General features: G+C 42.0%; 15 protein-coding genes, 1 rRNA gene and 1 CRISPR repeat array. Of the genes, 6 read left to right on the top strand and 10 right to left on the bottom strand.

The window, feature by feature from the left end:
• Positions 1–51: 51 nt before the first annotated feature.
• On the bottom strand, positions 52–1,296 hold the full coding sequence (locus CIK90_RS04540) for an aminoacetone oxidase family FAD-binding enzyme (protein ID WP_094464459.1): 1,245 nt from the start codon (positions 1,294–1,296) through the stop codon (positions 52–54).
• A gap of 163 nt (positions 1,297–1,459) precedes the next feature.
• Here CIK90_RS04540 and rbr (CIK90_RS04535) point away from each other — a divergent pair, with 163 nt between their 5' ends.
• Positions 1,460–1,999 carry a rubrerythrin gene (rbr, locus tag CIK90_RS04535; RefSeq protein ID WP_094389750.1) on the top strand — a complete coding sequence of 180 codons (540 nt, stop codon included), beginning with the start codon at positions 1,460–1,462 and terminating at the stop codon, positions 1,997–1,999.
• Between the two features lie 859 nt (positions 2,000–2,858).
• On the top strand, positions 2,859–5,087 hold the full coding sequence (locus CIK90_RS04525; RefSeq protein WP_254046275.1) for an exo-alpha-sialidase: 2,229 nt from the start codon (positions 2,859–2,861) through the stop codon (positions 5,085–5,087).
• Positions 5,088–5,620: 533 nt separating this feature from the next.
• Positions 5,621–7,817: direct repeats of the CRISPR family, unit length 32 nt; unit sequence GTTTCAATCCACGCACCCACATAGGGTGCGAC.
• 167 nt (positions 7,818–7,984) lie between these two features.
• On the opposite strand, the gene cas2 is transcribed toward CIK90_RS04525, so the two are convergent.
• The 8 genes from cas2 to CIK90_RS04485 are packed head-to-tail and all read right to left on the bottom strand — an operon-like array spanning position 7,985 to position 16,592.
• Positions 7,985–8,275, bottom strand: a complete 291-nt coding sequence (gene cas2 / locus CIK90_RS04520; RefSeq protein WP_094464457.1) for a CRISPR-associated endonuclease Cas2 — start codon at positions 8,273–8,275, stop codon at positions 7,985–7,987.
• Between the two features lie 3 nt (positions 8,276–8,278).
• Positions 8,279–9,301 carry a type I-C CRISPR-associated endonuclease Cas1c gene (gene cas1c / locus CIK90_RS04515; protein WP_094464456.1) on the bottom strand — a complete coding sequence of 341 codons (1,023 nt, stop codon included), beginning with the start codon at positions 9,299–9,301 and terminating at the stop codon, positions 8,279–8,281.
• A complete protein-coding gene (cas4, locus tag CIK90_RS04510) occupies positions 9,285–9,956 on the bottom strand; it encodes a CRISPR-associated protein Cas4 (RefSeq protein ID WP_094464455.1) in 672 nt (223 codons plus the stop codon). Before cas4 ends, cas1c begins: the two co-directional genes overlap by 17 nt.
• 7 nt (positions 9,957–9,963) lie before the next feature.
• Positions 9,964–10,827, bottom strand: a complete 864-nt coding sequence (cas7c, locus tag CIK90_RS04505; protein WP_094464454.1) for a type I-C CRISPR-associated protein Cas7/Csd2 — start codon at positions 10,825–10,827, stop codon at positions 9,964–9,966.
• A gap of 28 nt (positions 10,828–10,855) precedes the next feature.
• Positions 10,856–12,712 (bottom strand): type I-C CRISPR-associated protein Cas8c/Csd1, encoded by a 1,857-nt coding sequence (gene cas8c / locus CIK90_RS04500; protein WP_094464453.1) that lies wholly within the window; start codon positions 12,710–12,712, stop codon positions 10,856–10,858.
• Positions 12,709–13,401, bottom strand: a complete 693-nt coding sequence (cas5c, locus tag CIK90_RS04495) for a type I-C CRISPR-associated protein Cas5c (protein WP_094464452.1) — start codon at positions 13,399–13,401, stop codon at positions 12,709–12,711. The genes cas8c and cas5c overlap by 4 nt, the downstream gene beginning before the upstream one ends.
• 12 nt (positions 13,402–13,413) lie before the next feature.
• Entirely contained in the window at positions 13,414–15,591 is a 2,178-nt protein-coding gene (locus tag CIK90_RS04490) for a CRISPR-associated helicase/endonuclease Cas3 (protein WP_094464451.1), read from the bottom strand.
• Positions 15,588–16,592 (bottom strand): XRE family transcriptional regulator, encoded by a 1,005-nt coding sequence (locus CIK90_RS04485; RefSeq protein WP_256387349.1) that lies wholly within the window; start codon positions 16,590–16,592, stop codon positions 15,588–15,590. Before CIK90_RS04485 ends, CIK90_RS04490 begins: the two co-directional genes overlap by 4 nt.
• Before the next feature lie 2,186 nt (positions 16,593–18,778).
• Here CIK90_RS04485 and CIK90_RS04470 point away from each other — a divergent pair.
• From CIK90_RS04470 to CIK90_RS04455, 4 genes are all read left to right on the top strand, one after another.
• Positions 18,779–19,549: a class I SAM-dependent methyltransferase gene (locus tag CIK90_RS04470; RefSeq protein WP_094464447.1), complete on the top strand. Its 771-nt coding sequence runs from the start codon at positions 18,779–18,781 to the stop codon at positions 19,547–19,549.
• Positions 19,550–19,747: 198 nt separating this feature from the next.
• On the top strand, positions 19,748–20,044 hold the full coding sequence (locus CIK90_RS04465) for a hypothetical protein (protein WP_144007224.1): 297 nt from the start codon (positions 19,748–19,750) through the stop codon (positions 20,042–20,044).
• Between the two features lie 468 nt (positions 20,045–20,512).
• Positions 20,513–21,052, top strand: coding sequence for a rubrerythrin (rbr, locus tag CIK90_RS04460; protein WP_094390821.1), 540 nt, complete (start codon positions 20,513–20,515; stop codon positions 21,050–21,052).
• A 28-nt stretch (positions 21,053–21,080) separates the two neighbouring features.
• The gene (locus CIK90_RS04455; protein ID WP_094390822.1) at positions 21,081–21,245 is read left to right on the top strand and encodes a rubredoxin; all 165 of its coding nucleotides are present in this window, start codon (positions 21,081–21,083) and stop codon (positions 21,243–21,245) included.
• 681 nt (positions 21,246–21,926) lie between these two features.
• Here CIK90_RS04455 and rrf read toward each other — a convergent pair.
• A 5S ribosomal RNA gene (gene rrf / locus CIK90_RS04450) occupies positions 21,927–22,036 on the bottom strand.
• Between the last annotated feature and the right edge of the window lies 1 nt (position 22,037).

The following is a 22,037-nucleotide window of genomic DNA, read 5'->3' as shown; positions in this document are numbered from 1 at the left end:
CGGCCGGTTGTTTCTATTCTTACATCTCGTTTGCCTCCGACAGACTGTCGGTCAATGGCACTTCTTGTTGATGGCAACGGCAACGGTATGCCCCATGGTCCAAGCTGCCTGCAGGTTGAAACCGCCTGTGACGGCATCTACATCGAGCACCTCACCTGCAAAATAAAGACCTTCATGCTGCTTACATTCTAAGGTAGAGAGGTTGACATTGGAAAGGGCCACACCTCCACAGGTCACAAACTCTTCCTTAAACCTACACTTACCTGTCATCCGATAGACATCGGCAGTCAGCGTATTCACCAATCGATTGATCTGTTTCTTCTGAAGTTCTGCCCAACGCTGTCCGCCACGTATCTGCGATCGGTCAACCAACAGTTTCCAAAGTCGGCTGTTCAAATGGGGCGGATACACAGTAGATACCTGTTTGCGACCATGTGCCACACTCATCTCCCCTATCATGGCCTCCACTTCAGGGAGCGTCATCGCTCCACACCAGTTGATGCAAAGGTCGTGCTGATAACCACAGCCGTGCAAATGGCGTGCTGCACGACTCGACAGTTTCAGTACGGCAGGGCCGCTCATGCCCCAATGAGTGATGAGCAACGGACCTTCGCCTCGGAATTTAGTACCGGGAAGGGCGGCGGTCGCATGTTCTACCACGGTTCCCGTCAACTGGGTCAGAGCGCGGTCGGCAACACATACGCTGAAGAGCGATGGCACTGGCGACACCATTTCTAAATCCAAACCGGCAAGCATCTGCAGACCCTGCATCGTCGGACTGCCTCCTGTCGTCACTACCGCCATGTCGGCAGTAACGGTTGGTTGCTGAACGTTATCGGCCGGTGAGAAAGTCAACCGATAGCACTCATCCTCATGGGCAATAGCGCTGACACGATGACCTAACTTCAGCGTCACGCCCAACTGACGCATCAGCGACAACAGCGTATCTACTATTTCCATCGCATACTGCGATTTGGGAAACACACACTCATCGGTTTGCGTCACTAAGCGCACTCCTTCGCGCTCAAACCATCGGCAGACATCGGCAGCAGAAAAGCCTTTCAGCAGTCGCTTCATCAGTTTTTCACCACGCGGATATACTGCGGCAAGGTGTTCCACTTGCCGGAACGAGTTGGTCAGATTACACCGTCCACCTCCTGTCACTGCCACTTTGGCCAACGCCTTACGGCCGCCTTCATAGACCGTGACATCTGCGTGAGGCAACAGGCGCTTGACCGCTATGGCACAAAAGCAGCCCGCGGCACCGCCTCCTATGATTGCTATCGTTTGTTTCATTATGCGAAGATACTAAAAAAATGGCAAAACATGTGTTTTTTCATGCTTTTTCCATTATTTACCATTCGATTTCTTTTATTTTCAAACAACCTATTGGAATAATCCGTAACTTTGCATCGTGAACAATAAACATCAATGATATAAACTAAACACAATAAAGACTATGACAACAAAGTATTCTGGAACACAGACTGAGAAGAATCTCGAGGCCGCATTCGCTGGCGAGTCGCAAGCACGTAACAAATATACCTATTTCGCATCAAAAGCAAAAAAGGAAGGTTTCGAACAAATTGCTGAACTCTTTCAAAAAACTGCCGACAACGAGAAAGAGCATGCTAAAATGTGGTTCAAAGAACTCAACGGCATTGGAGACACCGCTCAAAACCTGGCTGCTGCTGCAGAAGGGGAAAACTACGAGTGGACTGATATGTATGAGGGATTTGCTAAAACCGCAGAAGAGGAAGGCTTCGCTGACTTGGCAATAAAATTCCGCCTGGTGGCTGCTATCGAGAAACGCCACGAAGAGCGTTATCGCGCACTGCTTCACAACGTAGAAATGAAGGAGGTATTTGCTAAGAGTGAAGTGAAAGTATGGGAATGTCGCAACTGCGGACACATCGTAGTTGGTGAGAAAGCACCAGAGGTTTGCCCTGTATGCGCTCATCCTCAAGCCTACTTCGAAATCCACAAAGACAACTTCTAAGCGTTGACAACCTATCATCTATATTCCATCCGGCAGATATTCCTTTTCTGCCGGATGGTTTTTGATTGATTGGGTGTTTGATTGAAATACAATACCCGAAAACTGATTTCCCCCCAAAACATCTTGCGAAGCAACCCCAAAAAATCCACGGAACACACGAAGAACACGGATTTTTTTTAATGTCACACGGAAATCACAGAAATCACGGAAAAGATTCTAGTTAAAAATTTTTATTCGAGATTCTAGTTAAGATTTCGAGCATCTCCGATGCGATCCATATTAAATCGCTCCCAAAAGCAACGTACTGTTGCGCATTTTCAGTTAGGATTTTCGTTAAAGATTTTGTTTCCAGCCTACCAGGTAATTACTTTTGTCCTTACAGGACGTTGGCTAAATAATACAAAGCCCCCCAGGATGTTACCCTGGGCTAAGGAAACCATTGGGCTTTCAGCCCGCCATAATTCCGTATATCCGTAATATCCGTATAAATTCCGATGATCCGATGATTGATTTCTGGCCAAAGGCCATATAAAAAAAAGATTTCCTCCAAAGATTTCTTGCCGTAGGCAACCCCCAAAAAAATCCGTCTAAATTCCGTTTAAATTCCAATGATCCGATGATTGATTTCTGGCCAAAGGCCATATTTAAAAAAAGATTTCCTCCAAAGATTTCTTGCCGTAGGCACCCCCCCAAAAAATCCGTTTAAATTCCGATCATACGATCATACGATGATAAAAAAGCGAAGCAACATCCCATCAAAAGCTTTTTTGCATTTTTCACACAAAGTTTTGTGGTTTTCTTCAGAATAATGACTACCTTTACAGCCCAATACTAATAACCCAACATGATATTCAGGAATATGAAGAAACACTTTCTGTTAACCATCGCTTGCCTGTTGACAGGCATGACTGCTTCAGCACAACAATACCAATGGAAGAATGTACCTATCGTCGGCGGAGGATTCGTAGATGGGTTTATTCTTCATCCGACTAACCCTGACGTACGCTTCTGCAGAACAGATATGGGAGGCGCATACCGATGGGATGCGGTCAACAAAGAGTGGATACAGATGCTCGACTGGGTGTCGCTCGACAATCAAAATCTGCAAGGGGTGGAGAGCGTGGCTATCGACCCCAACAACGACCAAAAGGTGTATCTGGCCTGTGGCACTTATACAATTAAGACGGGAAGTATTCTGAAATCAAACGACGGAGGCAGATCATTCATCGAGGTGAAAGTGCCCATTGCCATGGGAGGCAACGAGAACGGACGTGGCAACGGCGAACGAATGATGGTTGATCCTCTCAATTCACGCAATATCTACTTCGGAACACGGCTCAACGGACTATGGAGGTCGGTTGACGAAGGAATGACATGGAAGCGCGTGGACACTTTTCCTGATGTCACAGAACAGACGGACTTCTCCAATCCCCAAAACCGCATGAACAGAGGCAGCGGCATCATTGCCGTTGTATTCGACAAAAAAGAGAAGAAAGGCAACGATGCAAAGAATATCTTTGTGGCTGTTTCGCTCAAAGACCGACAGAGCATTTTTGTCAGCCGCGATGCCGGAAAGAGTTGGAAAGCCGTTGACAATCAACCCGTCGGACTGCGCCCCACCCACATGGTCATGGCTGCCGACAGAAAACTGTATATCAGTTATGCCGATTCGCCAGGACCGTCACCCATGACCGATGGCGCACTGTGGGCTTACGATATCAAGAAGAACACATGGACGGACATCTCTCCTTTGAAATTCGACAAGGGCAAGAAATCGGGATTCGGATATGCGGCAGTTGCTGTCGATGCACACCATCCGCAACATATCATTGTAAGCACACACGGACTAGGGAAGAAATACGGCTACGGTGACGAGGAAATGTTTCGCAGTACCGATGGCGGTAAACAATGGATACCACTCTTCAAACATGGTTACAGATACGACCATAGCAAAGCTCCTTATACGAAGATGGCACCGCTCCACTGGATGTTCGACATAGAGATCGACCCCTGCAATGCCGATCATGCCTATTTCACTACTGGTTTCGGAGGTTGGGAAACGTTCAATCTCTCTGCTGGCGAACGACAGGGCGACACCATCGTGTGGAGCATTGCCACTAAGGGAGTTGAGGAAACTGTACCCCTCGAACTCTATGCTCCTCCAACGGGAGCAAGCATAGTAAGCGGTGTGGGAGACTACGGCGGATATACGCATTTCGACATCACCAAACCAGTACCGGAGGGCATGCACTACGCTCCATATTTCGGCAATACCGACGGAGTAACTGGCGCATGGAACAAACCTGACGTCATGGTGCGCGTGGGTGTCATCTTCAACCATCTATTCGACATTCCACCTATCTCGTATTCTGAAGATGGCGGACGCACATGGAAGCCATGCGCAAATGCTCCTGTAGAAAAAGCGGAGAGCGGACACATCGCTGTCAATGCCGATGCCTCGGTATGGATATGGACGCCACGCGGTGCCCTACCCTCATTCACTACCGACAAAGGGGAATCGTGGAACACATGTCAAGGTCTCCCCAAAAACATCAAAGTCATCGCCGACAAAGTAAATCCACAACGCTTCTATGCTGTCGATGTGATCAACAAAACACTCTATACCAGTATAGATGCGGGTAGAACCTTCACTTCAAAACCGCTCAACATCACATTGCGAACCACCGAAAAGAAAAAACGGGGCGACAATCGGGGCGGTCAAGATCGCATATACGCCATGCCCGACCGCGAAGGCGACCTATGGCTTGCCGCCTACGACGGACTGTATCATCTCAACGCTGACTTACAGGCCGTGGGTGCCATGCCTCATGTCAGCACCCTCTATGCTTTCGGTTTTGGCAAGTCACGCATAGAAGATGGCTATCCCGCCCTATATATAATAGGTGTAGTAGATGGTGTCTATGGTTTCTTCCGTTCTGACGACTCTGGCAAAAACTGGGTGCGCATCAACGATGACAACCACCAGTATGGTCTTGTCCTCCACATTTGCGGAGACATGCAAGAATACGGCCGCGTTTATGTGGGTACACACGGAAGAGGACTCGTATGCGGTTCTCTCCGCCAATAGCACACGGAAAATGTCACACGGACGACACGGATCTTTTAATATCTTGCCGTAGGCAACTAAAAAAATCCACGGAGCACGCGGAGTACACGGAATCACGGAACAAGCAGCCCCGGGCTGGAAGCCCAACGGTTTCCTTAGCCCAGGGCGACACCCTGCGGACACAACAAAACATTTTACAATCGTCCTGTAAGGACAAAAGTAAAATCCGTGCGACTAAAACATCCGTGTGCAACCTTAAGAGGCTTCACCTACCATACATCTTTCATCATCCAGCTGATGGTGATAAAAACGGCAAAAGCTACAAATAATAATATGTACATAATCTATATTTAAATTGTTGATAATCCAATGTGGTTTCGTTTAACCCCATTTTCCTTCTATATCATAGTAAGGTTTTCGCCTCCAAAATTACACATTTTTCTTCAATCCACAAACTATTTCCACCTTTTATTCCATTTATATAGGTATATTTGAGGCTAAAACGATAATCCATAGTTTTGCTTTATATGACTGTACAGTTAGAACGAAGAATTGTTTCAATCCACGCACCCACATAGGGTGCGACAGTTCCTGAGGTTATGCGTCTACCGCATATCAAGTTTCAATCCACGCACCCACATAGGGTGCGACACCTGCAGGGTTAAGACCTGCGGAAATAAGACGTTGTTTCAATCCACGCACCCACATAGGGTGCGACTGTGTGTCGTTCTGGGTGTGGTTGCTCATGGCGTGTTTCAATCCACGCACCCACATAGGGTGCGACTGGCAGGATGGGCCGACCTTGGAGGAGTTCAACGTTTCAATCCACGCACCCACATAGGGTGCGACACGGCTATCTGGAGGCATACACCTACACAGCACCGGTTTCAATCCACGCACCCACATAGGGTGCGACATTAACTAACCCTTTAACGCCTTGTAAGATTATGTTTCAATCCACGCACCCACATAGGGTGCGACTTGCGTGTCGTATTCTTTGTCCCCGGTATGAATGTTTCAATCCACGCACCCACATAGGGTGCGACTCTGGGCTTTGACCTGCAAATAGCCGTTTTTAGGTTTCAATCCACGCACCCACATAGGGTGCGACTGATGCAACAGGTGATACCGTTACTATCCTTAAGTTTCAATCCACGCACCCACATAGGGTGCGACAAAACGAGTCGAAAATTTGGTACTTTCTTTGGAGTTTCAATCCACGCACCCACATAGGGTGCGACTTAGCATGTTTTTTATCCAATTCCTCAATTGCACGTTTCAATCCACGCACCCACATAGGGTGCGACTCGATCACGCTTGTTAGATACTACATAAAGGCTTGTTTCAATCCACGCACCCACATAGGGTGCGACCCGATTTTTTAACCAACAAAATACAAGATTATGTTTCAATCCACGCACCCACATAGGGTGCGACTATATTGCCATGCGCATACCTTATTACCTGGAGATGTTTCAATCCACGCACCCACATAGGGTGCGACTGTCAAGTGCGGACATTGTAACGCTTGTCTCCAAGTTTCAATCCACGCACCCACATAGGGTGCGACAAAACATGAGCATGATGGGCAATATCTAACGAAGTTTCAATCCACGCACCCACATAGGGTGCGACCTCATATTCATTCGTAAAACATTCATTCTTAAGTTTCAATCCACGCACCCACATAGGGTGCGACACTCAAAGGCTCGTTTTTGATCATTGTTAGAACCGTTTCAATCCACGCACCCACATAGGGTGCGACCCATCATGCTCATGTTTTGAGCGTTAAATTGTTGTTTCAATCCACGCACCCACATAGGGTGCGACCTTCGATGGCAACTGATTATGCAGATGTTCAGAAGTTTCAATCCACGCACCCACATAGGGTGCGACTCTATTAGCTCTCGTACTGTTACCTCTACAGGTGTTTCAATCCACGCACCCACATAGGGTGCGACGGATATAGCCTTGCGATTATCAATAGATAGTGATGTTTCAATCCACGCACCCACATAGGGTGCGACTGTCGTTACTCCTGAGTGAATTAACTAATTCTTAAGTTTCAATCCACGCACCCACATAGGGTGCGACGAGATGAGTGTTGGTCATCTATACCATAGATCCAAGTTTCAATCCACGCACCCACATAGGGTGCGACATATTGCCATGCGCATACCTTATTACCTGGAGATGTTTCAATCCACGCACCCACATAGGGTGCGACGATAACCTCGGTATGCAACCACTTTTTGCTTACGTTTCAATCCACGCACCCACATAGGGTGCGACAAGAGCAAAAAGATTATATGTATTGGCTTAAAGAGTTTCAATCCACGCACCCACATAGGGTGCGACTCAAAACATGAGCATGATGGGCAATATCTAACGAAGTTTCAATCCACGCACCCACATAGGGTGCGACATTAAGGACAACATTTCTAAAGTTCGTGAAACTGTTTCAATCCACGCACCCACATAGGGTGCGACTTAAGGACAACATTTCTAAAGTTCGTGAAACTGTTTCAATCCACGCACCCACATAGGGTGCGACTTGATATTGCCAAACAGGCACATGTCTTATCTGTGTTTCAATCCACGCACCCACATAGGGTGCGACGCTAATTGTGGTAAGTGTCCTGCCTGTCTGCAAGTTTCAATCCACGCACCCACATAGGGTGCGACATTATTCAGGGCTCCTGCAGGATTAAGACCTGCGGTTTCAATCCACGCACCCACATAGGGTGCGACTGCATATCCAGCAAACGTCTGAATATTAGACTGCAAAAATACAATTTTTGCGAAAAATATCAAAACCCAAAACAATAAAAGTTATTTTTCTTCTATTGTTTTTATAACATATTGACTATCTGCATGTGCGAAAACATGGGGATTTTTTGCAAAGCTATAGGTTCGCGTCATATTATAAGCTCACCCGTAAAATCTATCCCCATATCCTTTCCTATAGTTTCTACCCTATTTTTCCAATTCTTACCCAACACATAAAACCTTATGCTATCTTGGTTTGAATCAATTACACTAAGTAGTTTATTTTTTAAGTTAAGAAACTGTACTTCAGTCAAAATACACTCAAAAACAGAATTTTGAACTCTTTTACCATAATCCATACAGGCTCTCGCCACACTGCGCAAACGTTTCGCGCCATGCGTTGATGTGATGTTTACATCATAAGTTATTAGGACAAACATAAGCTACTTAATTAAAAATACAGGATAATCATCAATATCCTTACGGATAAATCTCGCCAGCAACATTGCTTGAATATAAGGAAGAAGTCCTATACTTACTTTTTCATTTAGATATGGATGGGTTATCTGCTCCTTTTTCCTATTTTGCCAAGCTGAAATTATAGTCTTACGACCAGAATCTGTCATAACTATTCCTTCGTCACCCTGTTTTACAAAATCCTTAATCGTTATCTGTTTTCGATTTATTAAAGACAAAACCAATCTGTCTCCTAAATATGCTCTTAATTCCTCCATCATATCCAAAGCCAATGATGCACGTCCTGGCCTTAAAGTATGCATAAACCCTACATACGGATCTAAGCCTACTGTTTCCAAAGCTGATGCCATATCATTACATATAAGAGTATATACGAAAGATAACATGGCATTAACAGCATCTTTTGGTGGACGACGATTGCGACCTTGAAAAGTAAAATTTTCTTTTTGGTTTAGAAGAAGACAAGAAAAAACACTAAAATAAGAGGTGGCTGCTTCTCCTTCTATTCCTCTTATACTATCTAACGAATCTGTATTCAAAACTCTTCTTTTGCACCGAAGCAGTTCCTCGCAAACACGTTCTATAGCCTCATTATCTCCATTGTCTCTAACAAAGCGGCGCAAGATATTGCGATAGTTTTGGATTTTTCCTCCTATGAAAAGTTTACTGAGATGAAGAGCATAGTTAGGTTCATCAGAATTCTTATATTGTGCTTTTCTCAATAAAACATTTCCTTTAGTCGGCCCTTGCGAACGACTGATATATCTTCCTTGTGGTGAAAGAAAGGTTAGAGAAACATTGTTATCTGCACACAATTTCATCAATCCAGGGCTTGCCCCCATATAACCAAAAGTAATAATTTGCTCTATATTATGGATAGGAATACGGAATATCTCGTTTTGCTTAACGGATACTACTACATTTAGCCCGTCTTTACTTAGATAGGCTTCAGGTGTGGTTACATATAATGTATTAAGTAATATCCTCATATAGATTCTTGTTTAAATAGGTCGATACTAGAGTACAATCACTCATTTCCGGCATACAGATATTTACCAAAGAACAATTCTTGCAATGATGCTGTTTGTTTGCTTTTGGCAAGATACCGCTTTTAAAGACCTCGTGCATCTGCCTGGCACATTGAATAGTCGTACTTCTTAATGACTCTGAAATAGAGACCGTTTCTCTATGTTTTACTTCATCATAATACAATGCACCGTATGGAATATGGATACCATACATTTCTTCAAGACACATTGCCTGGGCAGCCAATTGTACTTCATCTCTTTCATCAGGCTTATGATGCCCTCTTTTATACTCCACAGGATATGGTTTCCAATATCCTTTGTAGCGATTATGAGTGATGGCATCTTCAGAAGAATCAGTTGGAACAAGTTCCACAGCATCAGTTATACCATATAACCCTAATTCTTTAGAGGCAATATGAAGGGAGCGAAGTGTGATAACATCACCATTTTTCTGACGATAGAAGGGATTATCTACATTCTTGTGTAAAATCTGCCCTTCTGTCGTCAGTTTATTTTCTGCCCATTGTTGTTCGATATGAATCAAAGCCCATTGACGGGGGCAGAACATAAAGTGCTGTATCCCCGACAACATGAGCATTTCATCTTCAGCATACATGATGATACTAAATCAATTCTTCAACTGATACGCTGCTTGGAACAGAGTCCAAATCTATTGTAACTTTATAATCGTTAAACGATCTTGGTACCGCATCCGGATTCGTATCAGGATTTCTCTCAATCTTCACCAAATCAAATAATTTATTCGCTGGAGCATTACCCAGAACGGAATCATGTTTGAACACGATTAATTTCTGAGCACTCATCAAGCCCCTTGCTGCAGAACGGTCAACATCAAACATGTTCTTTAATGCATCAAAGAATAGTTGAAGATCTTCCTCTGAAAAACCAGTTTGCTTTGCAAGATTAGCAGAGATAAAACCGTGACAGACATAGAGACCATAAGGAACAGTTGCTTTGCGACCCATAGTTCTGTTGTCGCCTTTCTGCTTTTCTGCTTCATTTTCTGTAGCGACCGCCATTCGAGTAATAGAATGTTCAGCAGTTGCAATTGAATCTACAGAGCGAGCAAAAGTAAGTTGAATAGGACCTCTTACCTGTCCTGCATTCTTTCCTGTAGACATTACTGCACCAAAAGTACGAATATCATAATAGTTCTTGCACATAAACAAACGAGCAGCAGCTGTTTTGTCTTTTGCGCTCTTGACTTCTGAGTCATCATGGGCCTTATCTATCTCATTGTTGAGAACGGCCTTCTCCTTGATAAAAATATCATAGCCATCAACCAAGCCTTTAGCCACTTGTACATAGTTACGCACCTTACGCTTCAAGCATACATCAGTAACTAAGCCCATACCAGTCTCTGCGTCCACACGAGGAAGATTACCTGCATCTGGATCTCCATTAGGATTGCCATCCTGAACATCAAAAATGTAAACAAAATCAATTTTATTTTTTAATTCAGCCATAATATTTATATTTTAAAACGTTAATATTTCATTCTTTATTTTCTTCCTCTTTCTTCGTAAAGAACTCTTGTCTCTGATGGTAATATCCAATAAAGAACCTACCCTGGTCTTGAAGATCAAGATGTGCAGGAAAACCCGATGCAGGAATCTTATCAATAATCTCCTGCTTCATCTTTTCAAAGAATATTTTCTTACCATCATTTGTCAACTTCTCCATGTGATGTGAAGAAAGATTAAGAATTGTTGCAAACACAGAAGCTGGTGTTGCACTGGCAGCATTCATATATCTTTCACGTATGCTGCTAATTCCATTTGCATCTTCTTGAATCTTATCAAGAACAGCAAAAAGACGGCCACATAAGTAGCCTTGGTTTGTGTTACTCTTGTCTAACATAATTTCTATTTTTTTATTATTACTATTTGTTCTATTGAGATATGCCTTAATGATTGCCATACGAGCTATGCGTATAGCTTTTTTATCGTGACTTCCTGACTCTGCTCTTATTCTGCGAATGCATGCAGAAAATAAAGTGAATGGATATGGTGTTCCTTGGAAGATACTATTGACTATAGCTTCAGGAAGATTAGGCGTCGCTTCAGACTGTTTTCCACTCAAAGTAACAGCAGCAAGCATATCCTTAATTCCCATATATGGCTTTCCTTCTTTGCGAGTATCTATAATTTCCATATCTTTGAAATGCTGAAGGATCTTTCCTGCAAATTCTCTAAGAGAGCTTTCTGACCAATATACAACAGCTATTCTAGCCGAATTTGGAGCCAAGCCAAGTATAAAGAAACGATCCTCTAATGATGTCTTCAAACTTCCAGAATATATAGCCGTAAACACTTTGCGCACTTGCTCTATCTTAGCATTTGGGTCGTCACCTTCTTCTTCGATATATCCCAACAGGTCAAAGAGGCTACCTTCAATCTGTTCTGCTGCCTCGCTGTTAGAGGACGCCCAAAAGACAAAAGTTCGATTACCTACACTAAACTTATTGTGAGAACCTTTTTGCAGCATAGCGTTAAGAGAAGTGGTATAGGCAAATTCTGCTTTTTTAGATATTGGAGCATTACCACATTTCTTCTTGCCATAGGAATCATAGCCAGAGTTAACCTGGAATGCAACTAATTTTGCAGTTGCCTGACTTCCAGGAATCATTGTTGCGCTTGTCGTATCGACAGTAATATCCCTATTTCCTGTTATTAAACAAATATCTTTTTCACCATTCATCTCCTCAGCTTCATCCAATTGCAAGAGTTCTCTTTTTTCTGCAATAATCTTTAAGTCACCCTCAATTCTAAATGAAAATGTAGAATACTTCTTTGACAAGTTCTTTTTTATATCTTCCCACAAACTATCTTGTTTAATAGAGGACAGAATTTCATCTTTATCTTGCTGGTAGAACTTACAGACTAAAGACAACTCATAACTATCAGGATAGGAGTGGAAAATTGAAATTAATTTGTTTTTAAAAGCATCTAGACAACTTTGCTCTTTAATAGAACGTTTATTCTCTAATTCTTTCAGCTCTTCTTTGGCTTTCTCGTATGCACTTTGAGCAGCTACCGATTGGGCAGCCTGCTTCTCCAACAGGTCAACTTGTTCTTTACATTTATCAACCTCTTTGTCCATATCTGCATACCCTAATACATAAGTACTATTATCATACAAATAATTAGCAACTATTGCACTTGAGCGTCCTACATGCTTCTTTACAAGATATGTTCTTGCCTGACTCTTACCCGTACGGCAATCTTCGAAGCGAACAAACCTTCCCTCTTTAGAAAGGACTATAATGAAACCAATCTCTTTTTCTTCCATACCAGGCATTGGAAGATCACCGCATCTATTATAATAATCATATAATGCTTTTAGTATCATTTTAAAATCTCCTCACTATTAATTGGTGGAACAATTATTACGCCATCTTTCATCTGTGGACGATAGAACATTGGCTGGATGTTCTTCTTATCAGCAAAGTCCATATCATAGAGCATGATTCCTAAGTCTTTAGTACCACCTTGCTCTTCAGATATTGGTGGAGTCAATGTATCATCATCAGGATTAACGAGACGGAAAGAGGCAGAGAACTCACGAGTACCAAGATAAGGCTGATTGAAGCATTGTCCCTTGCTTGCTCTACGCTCAAACATCTGATAATACTTCATCGGATTCTCATCTTTACCCGGCTCATGAGAAAACAAATCTCCTTCTGCCTTTCGCTTCAATACAGAACGGAACTCCATCTTTGCCCAAATTCGATAACCAACATCTTTTAAAAGCAAAGTATTTTTCTGCTGGCGTTTTTCCTCTATAAAGATGACAGATTTACCAGCTACCGCCCCCACCTCATTTCTTCTTACAGAAGTCCATTTGATAGGTTTCAACACTTCTATCTTGGTTATCTGCCAATGAATGGCAGGCTTCCAAAATATAGCCTCGAATATAGCTCGTGCAGCTGATGGTGTAATCACATCATAGCTTACACGTTCAACTTTCAGTTCGGGTCTTGTGAAACAAGCCATATCGCCCCACACCTCCAAACAATATTCTTTATCAGTATATTCCATACCATTATATTTTTATTGTATTAATACTTCATTTGCCCAATTATTATCGATGCACAAGCCTATATGTTCATCATACTGCTGTTTATAATCGACAACAAAGAGTCCCTCTTTTTTCTCACTAATGACACCCATATCTAACAAAGTTTTAAAGTCTGTCTTAGTGATATTTACGATATACTTCGACAGCTTCTTTATCAGTATATATGAAGGTCCCTTTTCCAATAATTGTTGAATAAGCTCGAAACTATTTCTCCAACAGACAACAACATTGATACCATTATCTTCAACCATCTGAAACTCTTTTGCAGCAGTAGCAAAACATATTTCCTTAGGATTATAAAGATAATGCTTCATATTCTTTACATCGAAACATTCCTTTCTGCAATATATTTGCTTGAAATATGATGTCATCACATCTGGAGCAAACCAATCTATCGCTGCACCAAGACTTAACCTTGCATTATTCGCAGCCTGCATATCTCCTCTAGGAAGATTATGCTCTTTAGACAAAGAAAAGACATAAGTAGTACTTAAGCCATTCTTTCCTTCTCGATTACATCGGCCGGCAGCTTGCAATACAGAGTCAAGTCCAGCTTCTTGCCTATATACAACAGGAAAATCCAAATCAACTCCAGCTTCTATCAATTGCGTGGAGACAACACGGATAACTTCATTCGTATCGTCCTTTAGAGCTTTTTTGAGTTTATCTAACGTCTCGCTAATATGTGCTGGACACATCATTTTTGAAAGATGTAATGTAATCCCTTCTTGCGGCAAACGTGCATAGAGATCTCTAGCATCACGACGTGTATTCACAATACAAAGCACTCTTTTATGCTTACTCAACATCTCAGCAACCTCATCATACGTTCTCCCTTCGTTATTGATACTTAACTTTACCCTTCGTAACTTGTCATGCAACTTAAATTCTCGAGGAATGATTTCTGTAATATGGTCAATTCCTCTGAATGCTGCTTTTGGATTACATCCTTCTATAAGCCCACTTAACACGGGTTGACTTGCCGTAGTGAACAAGAAAGAAACATTGAATAGTTTATAATACGTTTTCAACGAATCCACAACAGGCTGAAGATAGTCCATCGGAAGCGTCTGCACCTCATCTAAGATCACTACACTGTTGACTATATTGTGAAGCTTCCTACAAACCGATGGCTTATTGCTAAATATAGATTCAAATAATTGCACATTAGTTGTTACAATTATCGGATAGTCCCAATTTTCTGTCGCCAACTTCATTTTCTCCTGAAGTCTTTCGTCTTTAATATGCTCAGGATCCACATTGCTATGATGCTCCAAAACATTCTCTTCTCCAAAAATGCTTCGTAGAACAGATGCCGTCTGAACAATGATACTTGTATATGGAATGGCTATAATAATTCTTTTCTGACCATTTCTGATAGCATGCTTCATTGCCCATACCAAAGAAGACAAAGTTTTTCCTCCACCAGTTGGTACCGTCAAACTATAAAAACCTATTTCAGTATCTGCCATTTTAATACATTGCTGCTGGACTTGATTTCTTATTGCATTTACATTAGAATTATCTGCTTTAGCTTTCAAATCCTTCAGTTTATTTTCAAGTAAAGGCAGCAAATCATATATCGTAGCTTTATTCCGTCTTAACATAGAAGATTCTTTATCCATAAAAGCTTCAGTATCAAGAAAGTCGGCATCCACCAAACATGAAAACATCATACGAGCTAAATGATGAAAATCATTAGTTTGAATCTTAAAAGCAGGTACATTTAATTTTTCCTTTCCTATATTGATATTAACTTCTGCTGGAATATCCTGATTAAGAATGCCTTCTATCTCATCATAATCATGTAAGCCTGTATGATGAGACACTATTTGATTAACGAAGAAAATATCAGCAGATTTACCATAAAGTTTTCGTGCCAAAACTCCACCAATAAATGCATGGTTATAATTACCACAAACTTTAATATCAGGCTCATATCCACTCTCTTTTTTAATATGCTGCTGAAAAGCATGTGATTCCTTACCCTTATCATGAAGCTGCCCTAAAACTTTTCCCCATTCACTCATGACAAATTCACCTGCAAAGCGAGAAGCAAGCTTAGCTACACCAACAGAATGTTCTTCATTAGATTGGATAATCCAATGCCCTACATAATCTTGATATATATGTGATATTAATTCTGTCATTTTAAATTATTCTTTTCAATATTTACTATCCTCACATCCATTCTCCTCTCTCTTCCAATAGTCTCAGGAAATATATACTCCCCCCAACCAACTTCCAACCTGTTCTTCTTGATTTTCTCATCAAACCACCAGTCGTAGTGTTCACGGGAAATCATACGGATATCCCAGGCTGCATGCACTTGAGCAGCTATTGAAATACCATAAACTTCCCTGAGATCTATCATTTCTTCAAGCGTAAGCACATCTCGCTTTTCGCCTCCCATCTCTTCAATTAAAGCTTGCCGAGTAAATAGAAAGAAACCGGCAAATTTATTGCATCGCTTCTCTATATCTAACTCTGCATTTACAGGAAAGGCAAGAAGCAGATGAGCTAACTCATGAGCTGCCGTGAAGCGAAGACGTTCTACTGTTGTTTTCTTCTGACGCATATCCAGAACCATCAACGGATGCTTCTTATCTGCCCAGGTGCTCATTCCGAAGACATAATCCGGGAGAGTTGCAGCAAGTATCATGATACCTTTTCTTTCCAAGAGTCTCAGGATACTGGCGATAGGTCCATCACCGCAATGCCACTTTTCACGAAGAAGGTCGGCAGCATGGATGGCATCTTCAAGGGTTGATACCTTCGTGCCTTTTACCGGATTCTTGAACCGGGTAGGAAAGCCTGCTTCTTTCTCCTTGGCTAGATACTGCTCTGCCCAAAACGAGAGTTTTGCTTCAAGGGCTTGCAACTCGTCTTCGGACAACTTACCATTGGAGGTGGTGCGAAGCATAGGCATGTCTATCTTGAGATTGGTTCCTTCGAAATATTCCTCGCTGATATTGAGGGCTTTGGCTATGGCTTGCAGGGCACCACGCTTAGGGCGCATGATGCCTTTCTCATATCGGGAGATGCTCTGCTTGGTGATGGCTCCGTTGGTCCGCTCTACGAGTTTATCCATACTGAGTCCCATCATCAGGCGAGCTTCCCGCAATCTTATAGAAAATGAGTTATTAGTCATATTTATTAGTCCTTTGATTTGTTGACAAATATAAAAAGAATATATGAAATTGTCACTAAACAACATAGAAATTTAACATAAAAAAGCACTTGAATACAAGAAGAACAAGAAGATTTAAGAAAAAACCCGTGTCATCCATGTGAAATTAAAATTTCTATGATTTCTGTGCGACATTAAAAAATCCGCTTTCTCCGTGTGATCCGTGGATAAAAGATTTCCGTGATTTCTGTGATTTCGACATCATCCAGACATGATATGATGCCTTCATCAAAGAGGAGTTGGACAAAAGAGGGCTTCCGTGAAATAATGGATTGAATTGATGCCAAAATCCGTCGTTCTGTAAATATATCGAACTTACGTTATGTTTCATTTGTAAAGTTACAATACCAACATTGCACAAAATGATAATATTGAGGGTTCTTGTAAGGCTTTACATGATTTTTATGGTTTGACCTGTGGTTGAGCCTATAAAGATGGGCTGTTGGACTTATGGTAGGGTGTTTTGGGGTGGACTCTGGATTCTCTCCGTCGGTTATTTGGGGAACAACAAGGCGTTATAAGCCCGTGGAGGGAGTTTAGGCGTGGTTGGACCATAGGATCCGTCGGGATGGACGAAATGGTTTTATTCGCCGAGAAAATGCTCAGTGTGGGACAGAAAATGCAGGATTCCACCTCGGCTGGCTTGAGGCAAAAGGCATTTTTCTGGTTTGCGGTTGCTGGAGGGAACTTTGTCTGCCATAAGCCAGCCATGACGATGGCTACTCGTCGAGTTTTCGATAGTTTCTCGACCGACATTCGTTGCTCTTTCGTTCGTTTTTCGCTTGTTCCTCGTTCGGTTCTCGATCGGTCTTCGATAGACTAACGAATAACGAACGAGAGACGAACGAGAGACGAACGAGGACCTAACGAGAAGTTAACGGGAACCGAACGAGAAGCGATCGGGAAACCGTGGTCTTTCTGTCGGGACCAAATGGCGTGTTGAATTACTTGTTTTGTAAACACAAGCGTCTTTTTAGTTGTTAATTATTTTTGTTTGGTTTTTGATTTTAAAGGTTTCTTTCTTGTTTTGGAAATCATCCTCGGCTTGAAACACAAAGATACAACATGACACACCCGAAATGCAAGAGTTTTGGCAGTTTTAATTCGATATTTAATATTATTTAACTTTATTATAGATATTTTTATCTTCGACTTCGCATAGTTTTTTTTATAATTCTCTCCTGACAATATAAGCCAAGCGCATATCAGAGCAAATGAATCAAAGACGAAAATGCACTCGAACACCTTCCTCCGGGCGTTTCTTTAACTTTAATCTTTTCCGTGTTCTCCGTGTGTTCCGTGGATAATAAATTTCTGTGATTTGCCTTTGGCTTATTCTGACGCGACTCAACAGAGTAAAACCGAGCTTTCACTCTGTCTTCGCTGCTCCAGAATATCTGTGTGATATTAAAAAGGGAGGGAACTTGCAAATAAAAATCCGTGTCATCCATGTAATCCGTGTGACATTTTCGGAGCCCAACGCAAAAATATGGTTTATGGAAACTGTTATACTGTTATATTGTAACGCTTGGATGATTTTTTGGTTTTCCCAAACTGTCAACTGTCAACTGTAACGCTTTAGATTGCAATTCCAATCATACAATTCATTTCCACATCATTGGTATTCTCCCTTTCTGTTCCTTGTACCTCCTATCATTGTCCGCCAATTTTGGGACTTAGTGCGGAGTTAGTTATGACTTACTTATGAGGCAACCATGAAACAGGGGAACAGATACTGTTTCACTTGTTTGCATATTCCGGAGCATACCCTTTCAGCTTTCCGGAGTTGCAGTCTGCAGCCATGTCATGGATACAGGTCAATGTCATCCCAAAACCATCCGTAGTCAATATCATCATTCACAAGCGTTACAGTTGACAGTTGACAGTTTCCTAAAACGTTTTTTTGCGGTACAAGCGTTACAATATAACAGTATAACAGTTTTCCAAAAGCTAAAAACGAGGCAGCAGTCTCTATGACTTTCCGGATGCGATCAACTATTCATCAAAAAAACAGCTGTTCCTATAAAATCTTTGCATTATTCCCTTATTTGAAAATGTCCTACCAACAAAATAACTATTTTTGCAATCTCATTACATCAAATGACAATACGCAAAAAAAGATATAATAAAAAAGGAGAAAGATAATAATGGAAAAGGAAAACGTAGTGATTGATGATTTCGACTTCTCTATGATAGCCGATTTCTTTAAGAGAGTAGATAGACAGGGTCCTGGGGGCGACTGGGAGACAAGACTCGCCACGAGTATGATTCCTGACTTCAAACGAGAAATTCGTATCGCAGACATCGGATGCGGCAAGGGTAGCCAGACTTTCGTTCTTGCCGATGAATATGACGCAGAAATTGATGCCGTTGATATATTGCCTGAAATGTTGGAAAACATAGAGATGGAAAGTCGTTCAAGAAATATGGAAGAGAATATCCATCCTGTTCAAGCTTCAATGGATGCGCTGCCTTTCAGGAAGAAATCCTACGATTTGATATGGGCGGAAGGTTCTATCTTCATCATCGGTTACGAGAAGGGATTATCGTATTGGCGGGAGTTTCTAAAGCCTGGCGGCTTTGTTGCCGTAACGGAATGTAGCTGGCTCGGCAATAAGCGCCCAGAGAACATGAAATGGATTCAGGACAATCTTCCTGAGATTGATTCCATCGAACATAAGATTCATCAGATGGCAGAGGCTGGTTACGAGCCTTATGCTCATTTCATCCTACCCGAAACCTGCTGGACGAAGAATTATTATGAACCGATGCAGCCGGCAATGGAAGCCTTTCTGAAAGATCATCCCGGAGACTCCAAGGCACAGGCTTTCATCGATCGCCTGAAAGAGGAAATCGCCTATTACGAGGAGAACAAGGATTGCTTCGGTTACGTCTTTTATATTGGGAGAAAAGTTTGAATATAGTATGTCTTGTCCTGATACAGAATACATGAGATAGAAATATTATTAAAAATAAAGTTTGAGTATTGGTTAAAAATGCGAAATGTATTGAAGTTAAGATTTGGAGCTTTCCTTCATTTTTTGATAGCCCTAGGTCATTTGATTTGCCTCTTCTTTTTAGAGGAGGCTTTCAAGGTTTATGGTATTTTAGATGAAATGAGGCATCTCTGTTTTGGGCAGGAATGGCTGTTGTATGTGGTTACGGTTTGTCTGGCAGTAGGTTTTGCCATTGCAGGACTTTATGCGCTCTCTGTGGCTGGTGATATGAGAAAGTTACCATTACAGAGGTTGGTGATGATAGCCATTGTAGGCTTGTACTCTATCAGAGTAATAGTAGGGATTGATTGGCTGTTGCATGAGTTTTCTTATCTGCGATTCTTTTCATCCTTGGTGCCGGCATTACTCGTCTATTGCTATTTTCCCGGATTGAGACGGGAAATGCAAGTAAAATGAAACAGGGGGACTGGTTCCTGTTTTTTGGGGACAACGCCAATTCACACCAGGCGTTACAGTTTGACAGTTGACAGTTTGTGGAAAGACACTGATGAACACGGATCTTTTTAAAGTCACACGGAAATCATGTAAAACAGGGGAGAGATACTGTTTCAGGGTCCTGTTTCACTCTTCGCGGTATTGCTGACTCTTCCTCCATGTCGTCCACCAATGGCATTAACATACGCACGATTTTATCATCTATAATATAAGGTGTAGAATCGTAAGTTCTTCTGTTGTCATAATATATCTGTTATTTGGGCATAAAATTACAAAACAAATGGTAAATTTCAGCAAGCTAAGCGTACAAATATGTCGCAGTACCGAAATTTACTATCTGTTTGCCGATATTTATTTTGCTAATTTAATGATTATCAGTAACTTTGCATCAGATAAAGAAAACAATAACATTTTTAAAAAAATACGACTATGGCAAACAAATATTCAGGCACACAGACAGAAAAGAACCTCGCTGCTGCTTTTGCAGGCGAATCACAGGCTCGCAATAAATATACATATTTCGCATCACGTGCAAAAAAGGACGGATTTGAGCAGATAGCTTCTATCTTCCAGCAAACTGCCGACAACGAGAAGGAACATGCCAAGATGTGGTTTAAGGAGCTTAGTGGCATTGGCACTACAGCTGAGAATCTTGCAGCTGCTGCTGAAGGCGAGAACTATGAATGGACAGATATGTACGAAAACTTTGCCAAGACTGCCGAAGAGGAAGGCTTCAATAAATTGGCACAAAAGTTCCGCCTTGTAGCTGCTATTGAGAAGCGTCACGAAGAGCGTTATCGTGCACTACTGCGCAACGTAGAAGCTCAGGAAGTGTTCAAGAAAAGTGAGGTTAAGGTATGGGAATGCCGCAACTGCGGACATATTGTAGTAGGAACCGAAGCTCCAGAGATATGCCCTACATGCTCACATCCAAAGGCTTACTTTGAGGTACATGTAGATAATTTCTAAATATAAACCACTAAAAAAAGAACGAACTATGAAGAAGTATGTTTGCGACGTATGCGGTTGGGTATACGACCCAGCTGTAGGAGTACCAGAGGCTGGAATACCAGCAGGTACACCATTTGAGGATCTTCCCGATGATTTCGAGTGTCCGCTTTGCTCAGTAGGAAAGGACGAGTTCTCTCCTATAGACGACTAAGTTAATAAAAACACATCTACAACCCATAATGCTTCAAACGTGTTATGGGTTGTTTTTCGTATAATAAAATGCCACGGAGGACAGAATAATGCCATCCCCACAAGCTATCCGTATCATCAATCACAGGCGTTACAGTTTGACAGTTGACAGTTTTGGGAAATAGATTTTTTTAGTTGCCTACGGCAAGAAATCTTTGGAGGAAATCTTGTTTAAGATGTTGCCTACGGCAAGAAATAATTTAGGAAGATAACAATATTATTAAATAGATTTCTGGACCGTTAGGTCCTTAGATTTTATATGAAGATTTCCTCTAAAATTTACCTATGGTTTGTTTTGTCGTGACTCAGCATACTGGAAGCCGCGTCTCTCACTCTGTCTTCGCTACTCCAAAACATCTTGCCGGCAGGCAACTTAAAATATAATCATTAACAAAAATCCTTGACCAAAATGCGCTCGAATACCTCGCTTTTGGGAAGAGCTTTATTATGGATCGCCTTACGGCTCGAAATCTAAACGAAAATCTTTAAGAGAATCTTTAACTATAATCTCTAACCACTAATCTCTAAATTAAACACTCTGTGTGTTCCGTGGATCGTGTACTCTGTGTGCTCTGTGGATCCGTAAAGGGAGGAAACGAAAAAAAGCACCTTGTTTCAGCAATGAAGCAAGGTGCTTTGTAAAAGATGGCGGCCTCCTACTCTCCCGCATTGCATTGCAGTACCATCGGCGCAAGTGGGCTTAACTTCTCTGTTCGGAATGGGAAGAGGTGGAACCCCACCGCAATAGCCACCT

The organism is Prevotella sp. P5-126 (assembly GCF_002251185.1).
In the GTDB taxonomy this organism is placed as follows: Bacteria; Bacteroidota; Bacteroidia; order Bacteroidales; family Bacteroidaceae; genus Prevotella.
The sequence above is the reverse complement of the archived record's forward strand: the minus strand, read 5'-3'. Positions and strand labels throughout refer to the sequence as shown.